Below are 5,321 nucleotides of genomic sequence, written 5' to 3'. Positions count from 1 at the left end.
GCCATCACGAAAATCCCCCCGGCGCGCTGAGGTTATGTTGCCCAGCCCCGCGAGAACCCCCGCCAAACCGCGCAAGTTCACGCCACCGCAACATAACCCGCGCCGCAACATGTTCCGTAAACTTGCCCGCTGCCCCTGGTCCCGACGCAGGGCCCGTCAACCGCACGAAGAGCGACCGGCCGGGGTTGTTCTGCAGATCGCCGACGATCCAGTAGGATCCTTCCCGCCGTCCGGCGGGAAGGTAGGCACGACAGACGCCTTCGGCATTTTCTGCCAGATCGCGCACGAGGTCTTCGGTCTCGGAATACATGGGTCAACAACCTCCGCGATCATGTAGCCTTGCGACAGGACAACGTGCAAGCAGACGATCCAGTATCGCGACGCCATCGGCGTCGGTCGGGCAGAACAGCCGAAGCTTCCAACTGATGATCTCCGAGAAGAAGCCATCGGCCTTGAGCCGATCCTTGGCTGCCTCCGAGAAGCCCGAGAGTTCGATACGGTTCGCGCCCATGACGCGCGAGCGGTGCAATTCCATCCCTTCGGACAGGCACACCACGGTCTTGCCCTCCAGAACGAGGGCATGGACCTGCGCGGCCGAGAGCTTGGGCGCATCGGCGGCCAGCGTGGTCGCGACCCAGGCAGGCGAGACGCGGCGGCCGATGATGCGCTGCCCGTCATCGGTCTGAAGGCGGTAGACGCGGGTTTCATCCTGGGGAAGCTGCTTCCAGATCGGCAGCAGCAGACCTGCGACGATGTGCAGCGTGGCTTCGGAGAACTCCGGCACCTCGGCCAGTTCCGCAGTCCACGTCGCAGTGAAGGCCGAGCGGTCGGCCTCGAGCCAGTGGGTGTCCTCCATGACCTTGGCCGGGACCGTGCTGGCATCAAGCGGGCGGATCAGGCGCAGGCGCGGCTCGATGGTCCCATCGTCCAGCATGTGACTGGTGGCGGGAACTTGCACGGCAGCCCGGCCCGAGCGGCTGTTGACCAGAAGCTGCGCCTGCGGGTCATCCAGCCATTCGAGCGCATCGGCCAGCGAAGTAGGCGTGTTGCGGCGCTTTTCCGCGATGGTCAGCAGCTGGGTTTCGGCGCCGGAGCCCGGATGGGTGTAGATGACCTGTGCGTCGGCCACCCGGAAGCTCTCGGCACGGAGTGTCTCGAGCCCGAGATCATAGACCCCGGCGGCGATGGCGCCCTCAATTCGCTGATCGAGCAGCTCCTCGAAACCCGAGAACAGCACGGCCTGCATGTCGATCGTCAGCGCCAGCAGGCGATTGAGGAAGGTCGTGATCGGCGGCAGGTCGTCCTTCAGCCCGTTGTCGTCGGTCAGGCTGAGGCCTGTGGCATCCTCGAAAGCCCCAAGTGAGCATCCCGCCAGATCGCCGCGATAGATGCGGCGGTAAAGCTGGCGCAGGGCGTCGCGGGCGTAGGGCGACTCGAGGTTGTCTTCGGGCCGGAACAGCCCTTGCCCGCCGGTCTGCCGCTGACCGCGCGTGATCGCGCCAAGCGTGTCGAGACGTCGCGCAATGGTCGACAGGAACCGCTTCTCCGCCTTCACATCGGTGGCCACTGGCCGGAAGAGCGGCGGCTGCGCCTGATTGGTCCGGTTGGTGCGGCCCAAACCTTGAATGGCCGCATCTGCCTTCCAGCCGGGCTCCAAGAGGTAATGGACCCGCAAGCGCTGGTTCTTCGCCCCGAGATCGGCGTGATAGCTGCGCCCGGTGCCGCCGGCATCCGAGAAGATCAGGATGCGTTTTTCGTCATCCATGAAGGCTTGGGTTTCCGCGAGGTTCGCGGCTCCAGCCCGGTTCTCCACCACGAGCCGTGCCGAATGCCCTTCACCCTTCCGCACGATGCGCCGCGAGCGCCCTGTGACTTCGGCCACGAGATCGGTGCCGAAGCGCTGGACGATCTGGTCGAGTGCACCCGGCACGGGCGGAAGCGAAGCCAGTTTCTCGATCAGCGCGTTACGACGCCGGACGGCTTCGCGGCACTCCACCGGTTGGCCGTCGCGCGTGACGGGGCGCGACGAGAGGTTGCCCTCGCTGTCGGTGAAAGGCTCGTAGAGCTGCACCGGGAAGGAATGGGCGAGGTAGTCCAGAACGTATTCCCTGGGTGTGATGTCACAACGGATATCATTCCATTCGTCGGTTGGGATCTCCGACAGGCGGCGTTCCATCAACGCCTCACCCGTCGAGACGATCTGGATGACCGCCGCGTGACCCGCAGCCAGATCTGCATCGATGGATGCGATCAGCGTGGGGGTCTTCATTGAGGTGAGCAAATGGCCGAAGAATCGCTGCTTGGCGGACTCGAAGGCGGACCGCGCGGCGGATTTCGCCTGACGGTTCAACGTCCCGCTCTCGCCAGAAATGTTCGCCGCATCCAACGCCGCAGTCAGGTTGTTGTGAATGATGGCGAAGGCCCCGGCATAGGCATCGTAAATGCCGCGCTGCTCGGGGCTGAGCGCATGTTCGAGCATCTCGTATTCGACACCGTCATAGGACAGCGACCGCGCCGTGTAGAGACCGAGCGCCCGGAGGTCGCGGGCAAGAACCTCCATCGCCGCGACACCGCCAGCCTCAATGGCTTCCACAAATTCCGACCGGGTCTGAAAGGGGAAATCCTCCCCGCCCCAGAGCCCGAGACGCTGCGCGTAGGCGAGGTTGTGGACCGTCGTCGCGCCTGTGGCCGAGACATAGACCACGCGGGCATTCGGAAGTTTGTGTTGAAGGCGCAGGCCCGCCCTGCCCTGCTGCGAGGCCATGGTATCGCCGCGTTCGCCTTTGCCGCCGGCGGCATTGGCCATGGCATGGCTTTCGTCGAAGAGGATCACCCCGTCGAAATCCGCCCCGAGCCAGTCGACGATCTGGTCGACGCGGGATTTCTTGGCGCCCCGTTCTTCCGAGCGCAGCGTCGCATAGGTGGTGAAGAGGATGCCCTCGGTCAGAGGGATGTCGTGCCCTTGTGCGAAACGCGACAGCGGCGTCACCAGAAGCCGCTCCTGGCCAAGCGCCGACCAGTCGCGCTGCGCATCTTCCAGCAGCTTGTCGCTCTTTGAGATCCACAGCGCCTTGCGTCTTCCTCGGGCCCAGTTGTCGAGCAGGATCCCGGCCGACTGACGGCCCTTGCCCGCCCCGGTGCCATCGCCGAGGAAGAAACCCCGGCGGAAGCCGATAGCGTCAGCGGCGTCCTCCGGTGCTGCGGATACCACGTCTCCGGTCTCATCGACGGTCCAAGACCCCGCGAGACGCGCGCCATGCGCCTCCCCCGCGTAGATGACGGTCTCGAGCTGCGCGTCGGACAGCAGGCCGTCGCGTAGGATGGTCGCCGGAAGCTTGGGGCGGTACGTGGGTTTCGGCGGCGCGACCGAGGCCATGGCCGCCGATTGCACAAGCTTGGTCGGGTGTGGGGCTGCGCCGGGGATGTCGATCGCCTGCAAACGGAAGGTCTCGTAGATCGCATCGGACAGACGTGTCGCGTCCTCGGCGTTGTCGCGGAGTTCGTAGCTTAGGTCCTCGACCTCGATCTGCGCTCCATGTTTCTCCGGTTGAGCCGCAGAGGTCGCGCGCGATCGGTTGACGGGCTTGCATGTTGTGGGGGCAGGATTTCCCGGGAAGATGGGAGAGTGGCCCAGACCCGCATTTGCGGCCCGTTCCATCTCGAGGCGCGGCGGAACCTCTGCAGTGACCCTGGACATTAGATGCGCCACGTCCGGGGACGTGGGCTGGTGCAGGTCAGCGGTGATGCCGCCCGGCTCACCGCCGCGGCATTTATCAAAGACAGAAATCCGCGTCTCAAAGCTGGTGCCGTGCTTGGCGAAAGCTGCGCCCGACACCGCGCCGGTGAAAATGAGATGGGCCGTCTCGGTCAGACGGCCGAAGGTCTCGGCCCAGGCCGGCGCATCCGGAGCGAAACCAGCCCCTGTGATGGCGACGAGCCGTCCGCCGGGGGCCAGACGCGCGAGGGCCGAGCGCAGATGCCGCGCCGTCGCCTCGGTCGTCCGACCATCGACATGTGCAACCGCCGAGAAGGGCGGGTTCATCAGGATGACGCTCGGGCTTGAGCAGGCATCGAGATGATCGTCGATCTGCGCGGCATCGAACCGGGTGACCGGTCGGGCCGGGTACAGCAGGCGCAGAAGATCGGCGCGGGTGTCCGCCAACTCGTTCAGAGCCAGAGTGCCGCCGGCGATCTCGGCGAGGATCGCCAGAAGCCCGGTCCCGGCAGACGGCTCTAGGACAAGATCACGGGGCGTGATCTGTGCTGCCGCCACAGCCGCGAGCCCCATGGGCAGCGGCGTCGAGAATTGCTGAAAGCGCTCCATCTCTTCCGACCGCCGGGTGTGCGTGGGCAAGAGGCCTGCCACCTTGGCGAGGATCGGCAAGAGCGCCGCAGGCGAGCCGGCACGCGCAAGCAGCGCCCGACCGAACTTTCGCAGAAAGAGGATCAGCGCCACCTCGCCCGCCTCATAGGCGAGCTTCCAGTCCCAGGTACCGGTCGCATCGGAACCGCCAAAGGCATGTTCCATCTCGCGGCGCAGGCGCAGCGCGTCGATCTGAAGCCCTTGCGCCAGATCGGGCTGCAGCGCTTCGGCAACAGCAACGATCGCAGGGGCAGGATTTGCTGCCAACGGGACAATGGGCGCAGGCAAGGACGCCTGCGCAACAGGGGCAAGATGGGTCATCGGGAAACTCCGGAATGAAGGACAGGATCAGGCCCGAACACCCTCTCTCGGGCAGCCTCGGACCTGATCATTCCCGGCCCCTCTCTCCCTCTCGCACCGAGGTGTTCCCGACGCTTGGCTTGATTTTGTTCTTGTTATGTTCTATGTTCAGAACCAAGCCAGAAAGGGGGTTCCACCATGGAAAGCACCAAGCACGCCATGCCCGTAACACCCAAGCAGATTGCCTATGCGCGGTCGCTCGCCCTGCGCAACCGGACGCTCCTGCCCTGGGAGGTTCAGCAAGACCGGCGATCTTTGAGCGCCTGGATCGAGGCTCAGGCCCGGCTGAAACCGGTATCGGACATGGACCGGCTGCCCACGTCCAAGCAGGTGGCCTTCGCTGAGAAACTCGCCCGGATCAAAAGGCGCGCCGTTCCGGACGAATGCTTTCGCGACAGGGGGCTCATGTCGAAGTGGATCGACGGGAACAGGTGAGAACGGCACCGGCTGGCTCCGACCTGCCGGAGATTCTGCCATACTGTAGAGCGTCAACCTCCTTGGCCGCTACCGACAACCTCCTTGGCCGGTTTTGACCGCTGCGTTCTTCGTTGATGTTACTGTGGGGTTTCCTCCTCGAGCTTGTCGCTGATGTTGTCGC

At 64.9% G+C, this 5,321-nt stretch carries 2 protein-coding genes and 1 pseudogene; 1 reads left to right on the top strand and 2 read right to left on the bottom strand.

The features are described from left to right. Window positions 1-112 precede the first annotated feature (112 nt). A pseudogene (locus tag I6N89_RS25635) lies at window positions 113-310 on the bottom strand (DNA primase); the annotation flags it as partial. Window positions 311-313: 3 nt separating this feature from the next. Then, window positions 314-4,684, bottom strand: coding sequence for a strawberry notch family protein (locus I6N89_RS25120; protein WP_207020946.1), 4,371 nt, complete (start codon window positions 4,682-4,684; stop codon window positions 314-316). 177 nt (window positions 4,685-4,861) lie between these two features. Here I6N89_RS25120 and I6N89_RS25115 point away from each other — a divergent pair, with 177 nt between their 5' ends. Beyond that, window positions 4,862-5,158: a hypothetical protein gene (locus tag I6N89_RS25115; RefSeq protein ID WP_207020945.1), complete on the top strand. Its 297-nt coding sequence runs from the start codon at window positions 4,862-4,864 to the stop codon at window positions 5,156-5,158. Window positions 5,159-5,321 lie beyond the last annotated feature (163 nt).

Source organism: Salipiger abyssi (assembly GCF_017311415.1).
GTDB classification, from domain to species: Bacteria; Pseudomonadota; Alphaproteobacteria; order Rhodobacterales; family Rhodobacteraceae; genus Salipiger; species Salipiger abyssi_A.
Note: the sequence above shows the minus strand (reverse complement) of the source record. Positions and strands in the feature narration are given on the sequence as shown.

Bases quoted from the DNA above. Each gene is read 5' to 3' on its own strand.
- I6N89_RS25120 (WP_207020946.1), bottom strand. From the start codon at position 4,684: ATGACCCATCTTGCCCCTGTTGCGCAGGCGTCCTTGCCTGCGCCCATT.
- I6N89_RS25115 (WP_207020945.1), top strand. From the start codon at position 4,862: ATGGAAAGCACCAAGCACGCCATGCCCGTAACACCCAAGCAGATTGCC.